Here is a 16,233-nt window from a genome sequence, read left to right on the forward strand (position 1 = left end):
AGCGGGCTGGCAACCCAGGGGAATGGACTGTGCTCAAAGACGTAGGAATCCGAGGCCGCGTACTGGTACTCACGCTGCTGCCGAGCACCCTGCTCGCCATCGCGCTGGGCGCCTACTTCACCTGGATGCAGCTCTCCGAGATGCGTCACCAGCTCGACGAACGCGGCGTACTGATCGCCGAACAGCTCGCGCCGCTGGCCGCTCCAGCTATGAACCTGGGCTACGACAAACGCCTGCAGCGGATCCTCGCGCAGGTGCTCGACCAGAACGACGTCCGCGCGGTGACCATCCTCGACGCCGAACGCAACGCACGCGCACACGTTGGCCCGCGAATGCTCACCCCCTCGCCGCCCGGCGACCCGGAGGGCCTGACCCGGGTCAGCAGCCTGGACTACACGCGCATCCTCATGCCGGTGTTGCAGGAGCACCTCAATCTCGGTGAGGAGGCGCGCGGCAACGGCAATGCACTGATCGGCTGGCTGGAGCTGGAGCTGTCGCACCACGGCACGCTGCTGCGCGGCTATCGCAGCCTGTTCACCAGCCTGCTGCTGGTCGGCGCCGGCCTGATCGTCACCGCCCTGCTGGCGCTGCGCATGAGCCGCACCATCAGCCAGCCGCTGCAGCGCGTGCAGCTGGCCGTCACCCAGCTCAAGGACGGCCATCTGGAAACGCGTCTGCCAGCCCTGGGCAGCCACGAGATGGACGAGCTGGCCTCGGGCATCAACCGCATGGCCGAGGCGCTGCTCAGCGCCCGTGAGGAACTGCAGCAGAGCATCGACCAGGCCACCGCCGACGTGCAGCAGAATCTGGAAACCATCGAGATCCAGAACATCGAGCTGGACCTGGCGCGCAAGGAGGCGCTGGAAGCCAGCCGGATCAAGTCCGAGTTCCTCGCCAACATGAGCCACGAGATCCGCACCCCGCTCAACGGCATCCTCGGCTTCACCCACCTGCTGCAGAAGAGCGACCTTACCCCGCGCCAGCAGGACTACCTGTCGACCATCGAGAAGTCCGCCGACAACCTGCTCGGCATCATCAACGAGATTCTCGATTTCTCGAAGATCGAGGCCGGCAAGCTGGTGCTCGACAGCGTGCCGTTCAACCTGCGCGACCTGATCGAAGACACCCTGACCATCCTCGCACCGGCCGCGCACACCAAGCAGCTCGAGCTGGTCAGCCTGGTCTACCGCGACACCCCGCTGTCGCTGGTCGGCGACCCGCAGCGGCTCAAGCAGGTGCTGACCAATCTGGTCAGCAATGCCATCAAGTTCACCAACGAAGGCACCATCGCCGTACGCGCGATGATCGAGGAAGAAAGCGCCGAGCGCGCACAGCTGCGCATCAGCGTGCAGGACACCGGCATCGGCCTCACCGATCAGGACCTGCGGGCGCTGTTCCAGGCCTTCAGCCAGGCCGACAACTCGCTGTCGCGCCAGCCCGGCGGCACCGGCCTGGGGTTGGTGATCTCCAAGCGCCTGATCGAGCAGATGGGCGGCGAGATCGGCGTCGACAGCATTCCGGATGAGGGCTCGGAATTCTGGATCACCCTGAGCCTGCCCAAAGCGCGCGACGACATTGAGGACCAGCCGCCGGCCGCGCTGCTCGGGCGCCGCGTGGCGCTGCTCGAACAGCATCCGCTGGCGCGCCAGGCGCTGCAGCACCAGCTGGAAAGCTGCGGATTGAGCGTGCAGAACTTCGACAACCTGGAGCAGCTGCAGCGCAGCGTCGCCAGTCAGCGTGACAGCAACGTACCGATCGACCTGGCCGTACTCGGCATCACCACCCGCGAACTGGCACCGGCGCAGCTGGGCCAGTTGCTCTACGAATTCGACACACTGGACTGCAAGTGCGTGGTGCTCTGCCCGACCACCGAACAACCGTTGTTCAGCGACACGTTGCCGGATCATCACAGCCACGCCCAGCTCCAGGGCAAACCGGCACGCACGCGCAAACTGCAGCGCGTGTTGCTGGAGCTGCTGCGCCCGGCGCAGGCGATGGCGCCGTCCGTCCAGCCGGCCAATGGGCGGGTGCCGCAACTGCTCTGCGTCGATGACAACCCGGCCAACCTGCTGCTGGTGGAAACGCTGCTGAGCGATCTCGGCGCCGCGGTAGTCGCCGTGGACAACGGCCCCGAAGCGCTGGAGGCAGTCAAGCGGCACAGCTTCGACCTGGTCCTGATGGACGTGCAAATGCCGGGAATGGACGGCCGGCAGACCACCGAGGCGATCCGCCAGTGGGAAAACGATACCGGTGCGCTGCCGCTACCGATCGTCGCCCTCACCGCGCATGCGCTGGCCAACGAAAAGCGCGCCCTGCTGCAAGCCGGGCTGGACGACTACCTGACCAAGCCGATCAGCGAGCGCCAGCTGGCGCAGGTGGTGCTCAAGTGGACCGGCCTGACCCTGCGCAGCCAGCCTCAGGCGCAGCCGCCGAGTCCGCCGCGCGCCGTGCCGGCCGATATCCCGGCAACGCTGCCGGAGCAGGTGTTCCCGGTACTCGACGAGGAGGAAGGCCTGCGCCTGGCCGCCGGCAAGGCCGATCTCGCCGGCGAGTTGCTGAGCATGCTGCTCGGCTCGCTGGACGCCGACCGCGTGGCGATCCGCCAGGCGCGCCAGGCCGGCGACCGCCAGCGGCAGATTGAGCGCGTGCATCGCCTGCACGGCGCCACCCGTTACTGCGGCGTGCCGCAGCTGCGCAACGCCTGCCTGCAGAGCGAGACGCTGCTCAAGCAGAACAGCCCGGCTGCCGAGGCCGCCCTCGACGAGCTGGACGCCGCCATCGAACGGCTGGGGCACGCCGCCCACGTCGCCAGCTGACCCCTTCATCCGAGCCGGATTTTCCCATGCCAGATCGCCCCGCAACGCCCGCCTTCCAGCCCGCCGAACTCGACTGGGACGCGAGCGGCCAGCCCCAATCGCGCCACTATGGCGACGTGTACTTTTCGCGCGCCTCGGGGCTGGAAGAAACCCGCCACGTTTTTCTCGCCCAGAACGACCTCGCCCGGCGCTTCGCCGCACTCACCGCCGGGCAGCACCTGGTGATCGGCGAAACCGGCTTCGGCACCGGGCTCAACTTCCTCTGCGCCTGGCAGCTGTTCGATGAGGTCGCGCCAACCGGGGCGCGCCTGCACTTCGTCAGCGTCGAGAAGCACCCACTGACCCACGCCGATCTCGCGCGTGCGCTGGCGCTCTGGCCACAGCTGCAGACGCAGGCGCAGCCGCTGCTGGAGCAATACCTGGCGATTCATCCGGGCTTCCAGCAACTGGTATTCGGCGGCGGCCGGGTGGTGCTGACGCTGCTGATCGGTGATGTGCTCGAAGCGCTGCCGAGCCTGGATGCGCGGGTCGATGCCTGGTTCCTCGACGGCTTCGCGCCGGCGAAGAACCCGGAAATGTGGCAGCCGGCGCTGTTCGCCGAGCTGGCGCGGCTGTCGGCGCCCGGTGCGACGCTGGGCACCTTCACCAGCGCCGGCTTCGTCCGTCGCGGTCTCGGCGAAGCCGGCTTCGACATGCAGCGCGTACCCGGTTTCGGCCACAAGCGCGAAATCCTCCGCGGGCACTTCGTCGGCAGTGCCACGGCGACGGCCAAGCCCTGGTACGCGCGCCCCGCCTTCCAGCCGCGCCAGCGTCGTGCGCTGGTGATCGGCGCGGGTCTGGCCGGCTGTGCCAGCGCCGCCAGCCTGGCCGCGCGCGGCTGGCACGTCAGCGTGCTGGAGCGCCACGCCAGCCCCGCCGAGGAAGGCTCCGGCAATCCGCAGGGAGTGCTCTATCTCAAGCTGTCGGCGCATGGCACGGCGCTGTCGCGGCTGGTGGTCGCCGGCTTCGGCTACACCCGCCGGCTGCTGCGCCATCTGCAGCAGGGTCAGGACTGGGACGCCTGCGGCGTGCTGCAGATCGCCTATGACGACGAGGAGCGTGCGCGCCAGGCGGAGCTGGCGTCGGCATTCCCCGCCGATCTGGTCCATCCGCTGCCGCGGGCCGAGGCCGAACAGCTGGCCGGCGTGGCGCTGCCAGACGGCGGGCTGTTCTATCCAGAGGCCGGCTGGGCGCATCCGCCAGCGGTCTGTCGCTGGCTGCTGGCGCAACCGAACATCGAACTGCTGCGCCACCGCGAGGTGCTCGAACTGCGCCGCGACGGCGAACAGTGGCAGGCGGTGTGCAACGGCGAGGTGCTGGTCGAGGCACCGCTGGTGGTGCTCGCCGGCGCCGCCGAAGCGGCGCGCTTTAGCCAGAGCGCCTGGCTACCGCTCAAACGCATTCGCGGGCAGATCACCTGCCTGCCGGCAACCGCCGACAGCGCTGCGCTGCGCACCGTGCTCTGCGCCAAGGGCTACGTCGCCCCGGCACGCGACGGCGTGCACACGCTGGGGGCGAGCTTCAACTTCCAGCAGACTGATCCGGCGCCGAGCGAGGCCGAGCACCTGTCCAATCTGGAACAGCTGGCCGGGGTGTCCGAGGATCTCTACCGGCGCCTGCACGCTGACCCGGCCCAGGTCGGTCGCCTCGAAGGACGGGTGGCGATGCGCTGCACCAGCCCCGACTACCTGCCGCTGATCGGCCCGCTGGCCGACGCCGAAGGCTTCGCCGAAGCCTTCGCTGCGCTGAGCAAGAACGCCCGACAAACGCCAGACGCGCCCTGCCCCTGGCTCGACGGCCTGTACGTGAACACCGCGCACGGCTCGCGCGGGATGATCACCACGCTGCTCTCGGGCGAGCTGCTGGCTGCGTGGATCGAAGGCGAGCCGTTGCCGCTGCCGCGCGAAGTCGCCGAAGCCTGCCACCCCAACCGCTTCCTGCTGCGCAAGCTGATTCGCGGCAGCTGACCGATGCGCCGCCGCGGCCCCGGTCGCGGCGCCACAGCGCGACCGTACCGCCTGCGGCAATGCCGCGCATCTTGCGCTCGCACAGCCGTCGCATGATACTCCCCCCTCTATCCAAACGACTTGTCGGAGACTCCGATGAAACGCCGCTACCTGATGCTCCTGAGCCTGCTTCCGCTCGGCCTGCACGCCGCTCCGGCGGTCGACACCACCCAGTTGCAAAGCGAGGCGCAGGCGCTGATTCCGCCGTTCCAGCAGCAGCTGCTCGCCACCGTCAAGCAGGCCGTTGCCGAAGGCGGGCCGGCCAAGGCCGTCGAAGCCTGCAACCTGCTCGCGCCGGGTATCGCCGCGCAGCACAGCAAGGCGCCCTGGCAGGTCGGCCGTACCGCGCTGAAGGTGCGCAACCCGGACAACGCGCCGGACGCCAGGGAACGCCAGGTGCTCGAGCAGTTCGCCCAGCGTGCCGCCGCCGGTGAACCGCTGGAGCAGCTGCGCCACGGCGAAGTGGTCAACGGTGAGTACCGCTACCTGCAGGCCATCGGCACCGCCGAAGCCTGCCTGGGCTGCCACGGCAGCAACATCAAGCCGGAACTGCTGACCCTGCTCGACCAGCACTATCCGCAGGATCAGGCGCGCGGTTTCAAGGAAGGCGATCTGCGCGGCGCCTTCAGCCTGCGCCGCCCGCTGGACCGCTGAGCGACGGGATCAGCTAGCATCGCCCTTTGTCTGCGACCCGAGGACTACTCGATGTGTGACCCACGCATACCGGCACGCGCAGCGGACGCTCGCTGATGGAGACGCTGCTGCTCGAAGCCCTCGGCATCGGCCTGCTGCTCGGCCTGCTGCTGGGGCTGACCGGCGCCGGCGGTTCGCTGGTCGCGCTGCCGCTGCTGCTCAGCCTGCATCTGCCGCTGCGCGATGCCATCGGTGTCAGCCTCGGCGCGGTCGCCATGTCGGCGCTGATTGGCGCGATTCCCCGCGCCTGGCAGGGCCAGGTGGCCTGGAAGCCGGTGGCGTTGCTGGCGCTGTGCGGCCTGCCAGGCAACGCCGCCGGGCAGTGGCTCGGCCAGTTCATCGCCGAGAAGGCGCTGATCATCGCCTTCTGCCTGCTGGTGATGTGGTCGGCGTGGCGCATGTGGCGCGGAGCGAGTCTGCCGGCGCGGGAAAACGGCTCGATACGTCACGGCGCGCTGATCGCCATCGGCCTGGGCGTCGGTCTGCTGTCCGGGCTGATGGGCGTCGGCGGCGGCTTTCTGGTCGTCCCGGCGCTGCTCTGGTTCACGCCGCTGACACTGCTCAGCGCGATGGCCACCTCGATGGCGGTGATAGCGCTGGTCAGCGGCGGCGGTTTCCTCCTCTACCTCAGCGACGCCCAGCCGCCGCTGGCCCTGCTCGGCGGGCTGGCAGCCGGCGGCGCGTGCGGCGTGCTGGCCGGCAACCGGCTGGCGAACTATCTCAACAGCAGCGTACTGCAGCGGATCTTCGCCCTGATGCTGGTGGCGGTCAGCCTGTCGCTGGGCGTGCAGAAACTGCTGCTCGGGCACTAGCGCCGCAGCGGGTCGTCCCAAAATGGCCGGCTGACTTCCTGCTCGATATCGGCCCGGCTGTAACCGATGTCCTTGAGCATCGCGTCGCTCATCGACGCCAGCTGCCGACGCTGGCGCGCCAGTTCCTGCCAGCGGTGCAATTGCCGCCAGCCGTCGCGCAGCAAGGTGCCCCAGGCGAGACGGCGCGGCGTCGGCAGATGCCGCAGGATCGATGCGTTGTCATGAGTTTTCATGCTCTGGCCCTCCAATCGGGATGGCGCCAGTCTCTTGCCGTGGCTACGATCAATCCAACGAATACTCTTGATGCGACCCATCTTGGAGATTGATGAGTGGCCAACTACCCGGGCATCGATACCGAACTGCTGCGCAGCTTCGTCGCCATCGCCGACCACGGTGGATTCACCCGCGCGGCGGAGGCGGTACACCGCACGCAGTCGGCGATCAGCATGCAGATGAAGCGGCTGGAGGAGGACGTGCTGCAGCGTCCGCTGTTCGAGCGCAGCGGTCGGCAGGTCAGCCTCACCGCCGAGGGCCAGGTGCTGCTCGGCTATGCGCGGCGCATCCTCAAGCTGCATGGCGAGGTGATGACCACGCTGCGCGAGCCGCACATGGTTGGCGCGGTGCGCATCGGCACGCCGGACGATTACGTGATGCGCTTTCTGCCCGGCATCCTCGCCCAGTTCGCCCAGGCCTATCCGCTGGTGCAGGTCGAGCTGCATTGCGAGCCGTCCTACCAGTTGCTGCAGCGGCAGGACATGGACCTGACCATCGTCACTCGCGAGCCGGGAACCGAGATCGGCCAGCTGTTGCGCCAGGAGCGCTTCGTCTGGGCCGAGGCCACCGGCTACGACCTGCACCAGCAGCGGCCGATCCCGCTGGCGATGTTCAACAGCGGCTGCTTCTGCCGTGCCTGGGTCTGCAATGCGCTGGACGCGGCCGAGATCGACTACCGCATCGCCTACACCAGCCCGAGCCTGGCGGCGCTGATGGCACTGGTCGGCGCCGGGCTGGCGGTGACCGCACAACTGCGCAGCCTGATCCCGCCGCAGCTGCGCATTCTCGGCGAGGCCGAAGGCCTGCCAGCGTTGCCGCAATGCAGCATCGTGCTGCTGCGCAATCCGCGCAGCCAGTCGCCGGTGAGCGAGGCGCTGGCCGAGTACATCGTCGAGGGTTTCCGCCTGTAGCAAGCCGGGCGCGCGGGCAGAAAAGCTGAACTTCGGCGGAAACCCGTCAGTCACACTCCCCAACGGCACCAACCGGGAAGGAACTATGTGTGGCATAGCTGGAGAACTTCGTTTCGACAACCAACCGGCCGATCTGGCCGCGGTTGAACGCATCACCCAACACCTCACCGCGCGCGGCCCCGACGCGTGCGGCTTCCATAGCCAGGGCCCGCTGGCTCTCGGCCATCGCCGGCTGAAGATCATGGATCTGTGCGAGGCCTCCGGCCAGCCGATGATCGATCCGCAGCTCGGCCTGGCGATGGTCTTCAACGGCGCCATCTACAACTACCCGGAACTGCGCGCCGAGCTGGAAGCGCTGGGCTACCGCTTCTTCTCCGAAGGCGATACCGAGGTCCTGCTCAAGGGTTTCCACGCCTGGGGCGAGGCGCTGCTGCCGCGCCTGAACGGCATGTTCGCCTTCGCCATCTGGGAGCGTGACAGCGGACAGCTGTTCATCGCCCGCGACCGCCTCGGCGTGAAACCGCTGTACCTGTCGCGCACCGGGCAACGCCTGCGCTTCGCCTCGACGCTGCCGGCCCTGCTCAAGGGCGGCGACATTGCCGGCCAGCTCAATCCGGTGGCGCTCAATCACTACATGAGCTTCCACGCGGTGGTGCCGGCGCCGGACACGCTGATCGCCGGCATCGAGAAACTGCCGCCGGCCAGCTGGATGCGCGTCGGCGTCGACGGCACGACCACCACCCAGCGCTGGTGGACGCTGGAGTACGGCGCCCGCGAGGACGAGCAGCACTACAGCTTCGAGGACTGGCAAAGCCGCACCCTCGACAGCCTGCGCGAAGCGGTGGCGATCCGGCAGCGCGCCGCGGTGGATGTCGGCGTGCTGCTGTCCGGCGGCGTCGATTCCAGCCTGCTGGTCGGCCTGCTACGCGAGGCAGGTGTCGCCGACAACCTGCTGACCTTCTCCATCGGCTTCGAAGATGCCGGCGGCGAGCGCGGCGATGAATTCAAGTATTCCGATCTGGTCGCAGAGCACTACGGCACCCGCCACCATCAGCTGCGCATCCAGGAACGGGAGATACTCGAACAGCTGCCGGCGGCCTTCCAGGCCATGAGCGAGCCGATGGTCAGCCATGACTGCATCGCCTTCTATCTGCTTTCGCGCGAGGTCGCCAAGCACTGCAAGGTGGTGCAAAGCGGCCAGGGCGCGGACGAGCTATTCGCCGGCTACCACTGGTATCCGCAGGTGGATGGCGCCAGCGATCCGCTGGCGGCCTACCTGCGCGCCTTTCGTGATCGCGACTACGACGAGTACCGCGCGCTGATGCAGGACCAGTGGCATCAGGGCGATTTCTCCGGCGAGTTCGTTCGCCGCCATTTCGCCGAGCCCGGCGCCGAAGCCGCGGTGGACAAGGCGCTGCGTATCGACAGCACGGTCATGCTGGTCGACGACCCGGTCAAGCGGGTGGACAACATGACCATGGCCTGGGGCCTGGAAGCACGCACGCCGTTTCTCGACTACCGCGTCGCCGAGCTGTCGGCGCGCATTCCGGCGCGCTTCAAGCTGCCCGACGGCGGCAAGCATGTGCTCAAGGAGGCGGCGCGCCAGGTGATCCCGGCGGCGGTGATCGACCGCCCCAAGGGCTACTTCCCGGTGCCCGGGCTCAAGCATCTGCAGGGCGAAACCCTCAACTGGGTCCGCGAACTGCTGCTCGACCCCAGCCAGGATCGCGGGCTGTACCGCCCCGAGGCCATCGAGCGGCTGCTCGCCGATCCGCATGGCCAGCTGACGCCGCTGCGCGGCTCAAAACTCTGGCAGCTCGCGGCGGTCAACCTTTGGTTGAGTGAGCAAGGCCTCTAAGAATGCGCACGCGCGGCGGCAACGCCAGCTGCCGACGTGGGCCACGCCTCAAGGAAAAGCACCATGCAGAAGTCTCAAGCCTATGGTCAGCGCCTGTTGCGCGGGCAAGCACCCACCTACCAGCGCCTGCAGGCGCGGTTCGCCGAAGACGGCCAGGTCGAACCCTGCGGACCGGTCACGCTGAACTGCGGCTGGGGCCGCATCCTGATCGGCCACACCTACTCCGATCCGGCGGAACTCGCTGCCGACCTGCTCAACGAACAGGCCGGCGAGCGTGACATCGCCCTGTATGTCGCCGCACCGCACCAGGTGCTGGCACACGCGCCGCAACAGCTGTTTCTCGATCCCTCCGACACGCTGCGCATCTGGTTCACCGATTACCGCCCGGCGCGCAAGGGCGTGCGCGGCTTCGGCGTACGCCGCGCGCAGAGCGCCGCCGACTGGCAGGCGATCAATGGCCTCTACCAGTCGCGCGGCATGATGCCGGTCGACCCGGAACGCTGCACCCCGCGCGAGGAAGGCGGCCCGGTGTACTGGATCGCCGAGGACGAGAGTTCCGGGCAGGTCATCGGCAGCGTGATGGGCATCGATCACCACAAGGCGTTCAACGATCCCGAGCACGGCTCGAGCCTCTGGTGCCTGGCGGTATCGCCCAGCTGCCCGCGCCCTGGCGTCGGCGAGGTGCTGGTGCGGCACCTGATCGAGCATTTCATGGGCCGCGGGCTGGCCTATCTCGATCTGTCGGTGCTGCACGACAACCAGCAGGCCAAGGCGCTGTACGCCAAGCTCGGCTTTCGTGACCTGCAGACCTTCACCGTCAAGCGCAAGAACAGTTTCAACCAGCCGCTGTTTCTCGGCCCCGGCCCGGAAGCGACGCTCAATCCGTATGCGCGCATCATCGTCGACGAGGCGCGCCGGCGCGGCATCGAGATCGCCATCGACGACGCCGAGGCCGGGTTGTTCACCCTCACCCAGGGCGGCCGGCGGGTACGCTGTCGCGAGTCGCTGTCGGACCTGACCTCGGCGGTGAGCATGACCCTCTGCCAGGACAAGACGCTGACCCACCGCACGCTCGCCCGCGCCGGCATCCACCTGCCGGCGCAGCAGCTGGCCGGCAGCGCTGCCGACAATGCGGCGTTTCTCGCCGAGCACGGCAGCGTGGTGGTCAAACCGGTGGACGGCGAGCAGGGCCAGGGCGTCGCCGTCGATCTGCGCAGCGTCGCGGAAATGGAGGAGGCCATCCGCCTCGCGCGCCAGTTCGACAGCCGCGTGCTGCTGGAGAGCTACCATCCCGGCCAGGACCTGCGCATCGTCGTGATCGGCTACGAAGTGGTGGCGGCGGCGATTCGCCGGCCCGCCGAGGTCATCGGTGACGGGCGCAACAGCATCGGCGCGCTGATCGAAGCGCAGAGTCGCCGGCGCCAAGCCGCGACCGGCGGCGAAAGCCGTATCCCGCTGGACGAGGAAACCCGCCGCTGCCTGCGCGACGCCGGGTTCGACCTGGACAGCGTGCTCGAGCAGGGCCAGCGCCTGGCCGTGCGCCGCACCGCCAACCTGCACACCGGAGGCACGCTGGAAGACGTCACCGCCCTGCTGCATCCTGAGCTGATCGAGGCGGCCGTGCGCGCCGCACGCGCACTGGACATTCCGGTGGTCGGGCTCGATCTGCTGGTGCCCGCCGTGGACCAGCCCGACTACGTGTTCATCGAAGCCAACGAGCGCGTCGGTCTGGCCAACCACCAGCCGCAACCGACCGCCGAGCGTTTCATCGACCTGCTCTTCCCACTCAGCCAGAACAACGCCTGAGTCCCGCGCCGGCCCGCACGCCTCGCGTGCGGAGGCCGGCATTCATCCGGCCGCCTGCGGTCCCGACGGGAGCATTCAATGACTGCAAGAACACCCGAACCCGATCTCAACTATCTGCAACGCGTGCTGCTGGAAATGCTCGCCATCCCCAGCCCCACCGGCTTCACCGACACCATCGTGCGCTACGTCGCCGAACGCCTGCAGGAGCTTAGCGTTCCCTTCGAGCTGACGCGCCGCGGCACCATCCGCGCGACGCTCAAGGGTCGCCGCGACAGCCCGGACCGCGCGGTGGCGGCGCACCTCGACACCATCGGCGCGATTGTCCGCGAGATCCAGCCCAGCGGACGCCTCGGTCTGGCCCCGGTGGGCTGCTGGTCGAGCCGCTTCGCCGAAGGCAGCCGCGTCAGCGTGTTCACCGACACCGGCGTGATCCGCGGCAGCGTGCTGCCATTGCTGGCGTCCGGGCATGCCTTCAACACGGCGGTGGATGAGGCACCGGTGAGCTGGGACCACGTCGAGCTGCGCCTGGATGCCTACACCTACAGCCGCGCCGAAACCTGCGCGCTGGGGGTCAACATCGGCGATTTCGTCGCCTTCGACCCGATGCCCGAATTCACCGAGAGCGGCTATATCAGTGCCCGTCACTTGGACGACAAGGCCGGCGTCGCCGCCCTGCTCGCCGCGCTCAAGGCCATCGTCGAGAGCGGCCAGGAGCCGCCGATCGACTGCCATCCGCTGTTCACCATCACCGAGGAAACCGGCTCCGGCGCCGCCGGTGCGCTGCCCTGGGATGTAAGCGAATTCGTCGGCATCGACATCGCGCCGGCGGCCAAGGGCCAGGAATCCAGCGAGCACGCGGTCACCGTGGCCATGCAGGATTCTGGCGGCCCCTACGACTTCCATCTGTCGCGCCACCTGCTCCGCCTGGCCAGCGAGCGGGATATTCCGGTCCGCCGTGACCTGTTCCGCTACTACCACAGCGACGCGCAGTCGGCGATCGAGGCCGGCCACGATATCCGCACCGCGCTGCTGGCATTCGGTTGCGATGCCACCCATGGCTACGAACGCACCCATATCGACAGCCTCAGCGCGCTGAGCCGGCTGCTGTGCAGCTACATGTTGAGCCCGCCGGTGTTCGCCAGCGACGCCCAGCACGCGCAGGATTCGCTGGAGCGTTTCAGCCACCAGCTGGAGCACGACGCACAGATGGAGAACGACACCCGCGTGCCGGCGGTGGACTCGCTGGTCGGCCGTGACGCCGACGATCACCGACAATAAACGACGACGGTGCGTGACCGGCTACCGGCTTCCGTGCCGCCGGGGTTGCCGCGACGCGGCACCTGGGCAAAGATAGCGCCGCAATCGCGCGGCATGATGGAAGGCCCGAGCCAGGGCCTGGGGCAGTTCGGCAGTCCCCCATTCCGTTGGCCGCCTTCCAGCATTTCCTGCTGCACGTTCCCGGAATCCGACCATGTTGCCGCGTCTCTGCCTGGCGATCCTGCTGTACTGTCTTTCGCCACTGGCGTGGGCGTTCGTGCCCGCATTGCTGGATTCCGCCGACTCGCGCCAGGCACTCGGGGAGCACACCTATTTCCTCGAGGACCCGCATGGCGAACTGAGTGTCGAGCAGGTGCTCGCGCTGCCGACGGAGAGTTTCCAGCATCTGACCGGCCGCCACGTTAACCAGGGCAAGAACGATTCGACCTGGTGGCTGCGGGTGCAGCTGGACAATCGCCTGGCCGGCGCGCTCGGCGGCTTCATCGAGATCAACTACCCGCTGCTGGACCATATCGAGCTGTACCTGCAGTACCCGGACGGCAGCCTCAGCCGACAGTTGTCCGGCGACCATTACCCGTTCACCCAACGCCCGGTGAAGATCGCCGACTTCTGGTTCCCGGTCGAATTGCCCGCCGGCAACACCACCCTGCTGTTGCGCCTGAAGACCAGCAGCACCCTGTACGTGCCGCTGTATTTCAGCAGCTATACCGCCAGCGCCGTGGCCCAGGAAGAACTGCTCGGCATGAGCGGCGCGTTCTACGGCGTGCTGTTCGCCATGTTCTGCTACAACCTGTTCCTGTTCGTCTCGCTGCGCGAGCCGGCCTACTTCTGGTACCTGATCTACAACCTCAACGTCGGCCTGTTCGCCCTGGCGTTCGATGGCCTGCTGATCAAATGGCTGCCGGACAACAGCACCATCTCAACTTTCGGCATCTACCTGCTGATGTACAGCCACTGCCTGGTGGCGATCCAGTTCAGCCGGCATTTCCTGCATACCCGCGAGCACTTCCCGCACCTGGACCGCGGCCTGCGCGTGGCGCTGCTGGCGGCCTTCGCCAGCCTGGCTTCCGGGGTACTGCTGAGCCTGCATGTCTGGAGCATCCTGGCCAGCGTGGTGGTGATCGTCACCTCCATCGGCCTGCTCGCCACCGGCGCCTTCGTCTGGCGCAACGGCGTGCGCTACGGGCTGTACTACACCATCGCCTGGGGCGTGCTGCTCGCCTCGTTCATCATCGTGACCACCGGATCGCTGGGTTTCGAGGTGCTCGGGCTGTACGGCGCCTCGGTGGTCAAGGCCGCGGTGACGTTCGAGCTGATCACCCTCTCGCTGGGCCTGGCCGACCGCATCAACCGCCTCAAGGAAGAGGGCTTCCGTTCGCGCCAGGCCGCCGAGCAGGCCCACAGCGAGAACGAGGCCAAGAGCCGCTTCCTCGCCAAGATGAGCCACGAGATCCGCACCCCGCTCAACGGGGTGCTGGGCATGCTGCAGCTGCTGCGCGAAACCCCGCTGGACCGCAGCCAGCGCTTCTACCTGGACACCATCACCAGCTCCGGCCATTCGCTGATGACGGTGATCAACGACATCCTCGACTATGCCCGCATCGGTTCGGGCAAGCTCAGCCTGGAAGACATCGAGTTCGACCTGGAAACGCTGATTTCCGAATCCATCAGCCTGCTCACGGCGCAGGCGCTGGACAAGCAGCTGAGCCTGCACGTCGGCCTGGAGCCGCATGTACCGCGCCGGGTCCGCGGCGATCCGACCCGCCTCAAGCAGATCCTCATGAACCTGCTGAGCAACGCGCTGAAATTCACCGAGCAGGGCTACGTGCGGCTGGAAGTGTCCTGTACCCATGAGACGGACGGCACGCCGTACCTGCGCTTCTGCGTCAGCGACAGCGGCATCGGCATGCGCGCCGAGGTGCTCGCCACGCTGTTCGAGTCGTTTTCCCAGGGCGATTCCAGCACCAGCCGCCGCTACGGCGGCAGCGGCCTGGGCCTGGCGATCAGCAAGGAGCTGGTGGAGATGATGCGCGGGCGCATCGAAGTGCAGAGCACACCGGGCGAAGGCAGCCGCTTCAGCTTCGAGATTCCGCTGCATGTCAGCGCACAGGACGACGATCCGATGATCGCCTTGCTGGCCGGTCGCCCGGCGCTGCTGGCTTCGCTCGACGGCAACGGCGTCGATGCGCTGAGCCAGCTGCTGCAACGCTGGGGCATGCGCACCGAGCGCTGCCTGGAGCCGGAACGGCTGCTCGACTACCTGAGCGACTACAGTGCCCCACCGCTGCTGGTGCTGCAGGCGCCGTGGCCAGGCACGCCGGGCCAGTGGCTGGAGCAGCTCGCGGCGCATCTGGAGGCGAACCAGCGAATCCTGCTGCTCTATCCACCGATACTGGAACAGCCAAAGCCCATTGCGGGGCTGCGCATGGCCAGCCTGTCGCTGCCGCTGCAGAGCGCGCCGTTGCGTGAAGCGCTGCAGACGCTCTACGCGGACAATCTGCCGACGCCGGCTGCACCGGCGCCGGACGAGGTCGCCGACAACCCGCCGTGCATTCTGGTTGCCGAAGACAATCCGGTGAACCAGATGGTCGTCCGCGGCATGCTGCAAAAGCGTGGCTACATGGTGCGGCTGGCTGATAACGGGCGTCAGGCCGTGGAGTTGTATCGGCGCGATCCGGGTTCGGTGCGCCTGATCCTGATGGATTGCGAGATGCCCGAGGTCGACGGCTACGAGGCCAGCCGGCAGATCCGCGCGCTGGAAGCCGAACGGCAATGGCCGGCGGTGCCGATCATCGCCGTCACCGCCCATGTGCTGGCCGAGCATCGCCAGCGCGGCCTTGCCGCCGGCATGAACGACTTCATCGGCAAGCCGCTGGAAAGCCAGCAACTCTATGCCTGCCTGGACGATTACCTGCACGACGCCGCGATCCCACCGGTAGAATCCCCGCACCGCCCCCGCTGATCGGATCTGCGATGCTGATTCCCCACGACCTGCTCGAAGCAGACACCCTCACCCGCCTGATCGAAGATTTCGTCACCCGCGACGGCACCGACAACGGTGACGAGACGCCGCTGGAAACCCGTGTCGCCCGCGTGCGACGCGCGCTGGACAAGGGCGAGGCGGTGATCGTGTTCGACGCCGACAGCCAGCAATGCCAGCTGGCGCTGCGCCATGAGGTCCCGCGGGAATGGCTCGAATGAGTCGCTCAGCTGAATAGCGAGCTTTCGCGCTCCCACGCACAGCGCAGGCGCAGTTCGCTCTGCTGCGGGTTATGGCTGCCGGTCTCGGTTTCCCAGCGGAATGTGTGCGCGCCGGCGAGCTCGGTCTCCAGGTGCACCACAGCGCTGCTCCAGTAGAGTTGCCGGAGCAGCGCTTCGAAGTGCTCCACCCACAGTCCCCATTCATATTCGACCGCGCGGTAGCTGGCGCCGAAGTGAATCACCTGGGTCTGGTACAGGCCCTGCTCTGCCTCGCTGCAGTAGGAGAGCATCTCACGACCGATGAACGGCCAGGCTTCGCCGTGCGGCAGCGCGCGCAGCACCTTGCGGTTGCTGGCGCGGCGGCGCAGGCATTGCTCCGGGTCGGCCGAAGGCCAGTCACGGATGCAGCCATAGACGATGGATTCGGACTCCACGCGGTTACTCCGGTGCGGCAGGCCAGGAAAAGGTGAGCTTTCTAGCACAGCGTGGCGGGACGGTCATCCGCGTCGTGTCGCGAGTTGGAACCGTGCCACAACGCCC

The 16,233-nt window shown here is 67.7% G+C and carries 12 protein-coding genes; 10 read left to right on the forward strand and 2 right to left on the reverse strand.

Translation table 11 applies throughout. The annotated features are described in order from the left end of the window. Positions 1-29: 29 nt before the first annotated feature. The 4 genes from AC0ZJQ_RS13560 to AC0ZJQ_RS13575 all read left to right on the forward strand — a co-directional run bounded on the left by AC0ZJQ_RS13560 (position 30) and on the right by AC0ZJQ_RS13575 (position 6,366). On the forward strand, positions 30-2,816 hold the full coding sequence (locus tag AC0ZJQ_RS13560) for a response regulator (RefSeq protein WP_167137263.1): 2,787 nt from the start codon (positions 30-32) through the stop codon (positions 2,814-2,816). A gap of 26 nt (positions 2,817-2,842) precedes the next feature. Then, positions 2,843-4,822, forward strand: coding sequence for a bifunctional tRNA (5-methylaminomethyl-2-thiouridine)(34)-methyltransferase MnmC2/FAD-dependent 5-carboxymethylaminomethyl-2-thiouridine(34) oxidoreductase MnmC1 (gene mnmC / locus AC0ZJQ_RS13565; RefSeq protein WP_102828840.1), 1,980 nt, complete (start codon positions 2,843-2,845; stop codon positions 4,820-4,822). Between the two features lie 135 nt (positions 4,823-4,957). Beyond that, positions 4,958-5,515 carry a Tll0287-like domain-containing protein gene (locus AC0ZJQ_RS13570; protein ID WP_476476801.1) on the forward strand — a complete coding sequence of 186 codons (558 nt, stop codon included), beginning with the start codon at positions 4,958-4,960 and terminating at the stop codon, positions 5,513-5,515. A gap of 95 nt (positions 5,516-5,610) precedes the next feature. Then, positions 5,611-6,366: a sulfite exporter TauE/SafE family protein gene (locus tag AC0ZJQ_RS13575; RefSeq protein ID WP_314019452.1), complete on the forward strand. Its 756-nt coding sequence runs from the start codon at positions 5,611-5,613 to the stop codon at positions 6,364-6,366. Here the strand turns inward: AC0ZJQ_RS13575 and AC0ZJQ_RS13580 are convergent. Continuing rightward, complete coding sequence (locus AC0ZJQ_RS13580; protein WP_077683845.1) at positions 6,363-6,599, reverse strand: DUF1127 domain-containing protein; 237 nt, start codon at positions 6,597-6,599, stop codon at positions 6,363-6,365. The two genes, AC0ZJQ_RS13575 and AC0ZJQ_RS13580, sit on opposite strands and share 4 nt — an antisense overlap. A gap of 96 nt (positions 6,600-6,695) precedes the next feature. On the opposite strand from AC0ZJQ_RS13580, the gene AC0ZJQ_RS13585 reads away from it, so the two are divergent. The 6 genes from AC0ZJQ_RS13585 to AC0ZJQ_RS13610 all read left to right on the forward strand — a co-directional run bounded on the left by AC0ZJQ_RS13585 (position 6,696) and on the right by AC0ZJQ_RS13610 (position 15,693). Continuing rightward, complete coding sequence (locus tag AC0ZJQ_RS13585; protein WP_008570720.1) at positions 6,696-7,550, forward strand: LysR substrate-binding domain-containing protein; 855 nt, start codon at positions 6,696-6,698, stop codon at positions 7,548-7,550. Positions 7,551-7,635: 85 nt separating this feature from the next. Continuing rightward, entirely contained in the window at positions 7,636-9,408 is a 1,773-nt protein-coding gene (locus tag AC0ZJQ_RS13590; RefSeq protein WP_476476802.1) for an N-acetylglutaminylglutamine amidotransferase, read from the forward strand. Between the two features lie 63 nt (positions 9,409-9,471). Beyond that, complete coding sequence (gene ngg, locus AC0ZJQ_RS13595; RefSeq protein ID WP_102828837.1) at positions 9,472-11,214, forward strand: N-acetylglutaminylglutamine synthetase; 1,743 nt, start codon at positions 9,472-9,474, stop codon at positions 11,212-11,214. A 78-nt stretch (positions 11,215-11,292) separates the two neighbouring features. After that, a complete protein-coding gene (locus AC0ZJQ_RS13600) occupies positions 11,293-12,492 on the forward strand; it encodes an osmoprotectant NAGGN system M42 family peptidase (RefSeq protein ID WP_155550295.1) in 1,200 nt (399 codons plus the stop codon). A 193-nt stretch (positions 12,493-12,685) separates the two neighbouring features. Beyond that, positions 12,686-15,454 (forward strand): hybrid sensor histidine kinase/response regulator, encoded by a 2,769-nt coding sequence (locus AC0ZJQ_RS13605; RefSeq protein ID WP_476476803.1) that lies wholly within the window; start codon positions 12,686-12,688, stop codon positions 15,452-15,454. An 11-nt stretch (positions 15,455-15,465) separates the two neighbouring features. Continuing rightward, entirely contained in the window at positions 15,466-15,693 is a 228-nt protein-coding gene (locus AC0ZJQ_RS13610; RefSeq protein ID WP_003287485.1) for a YheU family protein, read from the forward strand. A gap of 5 nt (positions 15,694-15,698) precedes the next feature. On the opposite strand, the gene AC0ZJQ_RS13615 is transcribed toward AC0ZJQ_RS13610, so the two are convergent. Continuing rightward, positions 15,699-16,127, reverse strand: coding sequence for a hypothetical protein (locus tag AC0ZJQ_RS13615; protein ID WP_476476804.1), 429 nt, complete (start codon positions 16,125-16,127; stop codon positions 15,699-15,701). Positions 16,128-16,233 lie beyond the last annotated feature (106 nt).

The organism is Stutzerimonas sp. 21-1, from assembly GCF_056336065.1.

Bases quoted from the DNA above. Each gene is read 5' to 3' on its own strand.
- AC0ZJQ_RS13575 (WP_314019452.1), top strand. From the start codon at position 5,611: ATGGAGACGCTGCTGCTCGAAGCCCTCGGCATCGGCCTGCTGCTCGGC.
- AC0ZJQ_RS13610 (WP_003287485.1), top strand. From the start codon at position 15,466: ATGCTGATTCCCCACGACCTGCTCGAAGCAGACACCCTCACCCGCCTG.
- ngg (WP_102828837.1), top strand. From the start codon at position 9,472: ATGCAGAAGTCTCAAGCCTATGGTCAGCGCCTGTTGCGCGGGCAAGCA.
- AC0ZJQ_RS13580 (WP_077683845.1), bottom strand. From the start codon at position 6,599: ATGAAAACTCATGACAACGCATCGATCCTGCGGCATCTGCCGACGCCG.
- AC0ZJQ_RS13570 (WP_476476801.1), top strand. From the start codon at position 4,958: ATGAAACGCCGCTACCTGATGCTCCTGAGCCTGCTTCCGCTCGGCCTG.
- AC0ZJQ_RS13605 (WP_476476803.1), top strand. From the start codon at position 12,686: ATGTTGCCGCGTCTCTGCCTGGCGATCCTGCTGTACTGTCTTTCGCCA.
- AC0ZJQ_RS13590 (WP_476476802.1), top strand. From the start codon at position 7,636: ATGTGTGGCATAGCTGGAGAACTTCGTTTCGACAACCAACCGGCCGAT.
- mnmC (WP_102828840.1), top strand. From the start codon at position 2,843: ATGCCAGATCGCCCCGCAACGCCCGCCTTCCAGCCCGCCGAACTCGAC.
- AC0ZJQ_RS13600 (WP_155550295.1), top strand. From the start codon at position 11,293: ATGACTGCAAGAACACCCGAACCCGATCTCAACTATCTGCAACGCGTG.